This is a genomic window from Streptomyces sp. NPDC059874, from assembly GCF_042731135.1.
Lineage (GTDB): Bacteria > Actinomycetota > Actinomycetes > Streptomycetales > Streptomycetaceae > Streptomyces.
Window position 1 is genome coordinate 1 of the sequence record NZ_JBHWJY010000036.1, and the last position, 1,634, is coordinate 1,634.

The window sequence follows — 1,634 nt, forward strand, 5'->3', positions numbered from 1 at the left end:
CGTACGGGGCCCCGCCCCCGCGGCGGCCCCCGCCGCCGTGGGGGAGCCCCGCTCGGCGGCGGGTCGCGCCAGGGCGGCGGCACGACGGCTGCGCGCCGTGGGCCGCACGCCCGAGGCGCTTCGAGAGCCCGCTTCGGCGGCCTCGGTCGCCGTACGGGAGTCCGAGCCGGCCGCCGACGACGGGCCCACCCCCGTGGCCCGCGCGGCGGGCTCCCCGGCCCCGGCTCCCGCTGCTGAGCCGGTACGAGGCTCCGCGCCACCGGCGGCCGAGGCCGACCGGGCTGACCCGGCCGACGGGGCCGACCAGGCGGACCTCGTGGTCCAGGGGGTCCCGGTGGCCCAGGTGGCCCAGGCGGACTTGGTGGCCCAGGCGGTCCCGGGGGCCCAAGCGGACCAGGCGGTCCCGGCGGACCTGGTGGTCCAGGCGGTCCCGGAGGACCAAGCGGTCCCGGCGGACCTGGTGGTCCAGGCGGTCCCGGAGGACCAAGCGGTCCCGGCGGACCTGGTGGTCCAGGCGGTCCCGGAGGACCAGGCGGTCCCGGCGGTCCCGGAGGTCCAGGCGGTCCCGGAGGACCAGGCGGTCCCGGCGGTCCCGGCGGTCCAGGCGGTCCCGGTGGCCCAGGCGGCTCCCGCTCCGGTGCCGGACGCCGAGCCGGCTGCCCGCCCCCGAGCGAAGGCCGCCCGGCAGCCCGCGAGGGCACTGGCGCGGGGGTTGAAGGCCGTCGGGCTGCGATCGGCCGCCCTGCTCGCCCTGCTCGCGGTGTGGGAGACCGCACCCCGGCTGGGCCTGGTCGACGCCACGTTCCTGCCGCCCGTGAGCGTGGTCGGCCAGGCCTGGTGGGAGCTGCTGGGCAACGGCCAGCTCGCCCAGCACACCGGGGCCAGCCTCACCCGCTCCTTCGGCGGCTTCGGGATCGCCGTGGCCGTCGCCGTGCCGCTCGGCCTGCTCATCGGCTGGTACCGGCCCGTCGCCGCGCTCCTCGGACCGCTGCTGGAGGTGTTCCGCAACACCGCCGCCCTCGCGCTGCTGCCGGTCTTCGTACTGCTGCTCGGCATCGGGGAGACGTCCAAGGTCTCCATCGTCGTCTACGCCTGCGTGTGGCCGATCCTGCTGAACACCATCAGCGCCGTCGGCAACGCCGACCCCACCCTCGTCAGACTGGCCCGCTCGATGGACCTGTCCACCCCGAGGCTGTTCCAGAAGGTGATCCTGCCCGCCTCCGTACCGGCCATCTTCACCGGGATCCGGCTCGCCGGGGCCGTCTCCATCCTCGTCCTCGTGGCCGCCGAGATGATCGGCGCCAAGGCGGGTCTCGGCTACCTGATCAACGCCTCGCAGTTCAACTTCGCCATCCCGCAGATGTACGCGGGCATCGTCACCATCTCCGCCATCGGCGTGGCCTTCAACCAGCTGCTGGTCACGATCGAACGCCGCCTCAGCCTCTGGCGCGTCCCCGCCTGACCGCCTCCGGCGAGGTCGGGCGGTACACGACAGGCCCGGTCCCGTGCGCGCGCCCCCGGCGCGCGGGCGGGGCCCCCCCCCCGGCCCCGCCCCGCCCCCCACCCCCCGCCCCCCCCCGGCCGGAGCCCCCGGCGCCCCCGGGACGCCCCGGGCGGGGCCCCCCCCGCCCCAG

General features: G+C 77.7%; 1 protein-coding gene. It reads left to right on the forward strand.

Annotated features, from left to right (window positions below; translation table 11 throughout):
- Nucleotides 1–700: 700 nt before the first annotated feature.
- On the forward strand, nt 701–1,462 hold the full coding sequence (locus ACFV9H_RS21265) for an ABC transporter permease (RefSeq protein ID WP_385400558.1): 762 nt from the start codon (nt 701–703) through the stop codon (nt 1,460–1,462).
- Nucleotides 1,463–1,634 lie beyond the last annotated feature (172 nt).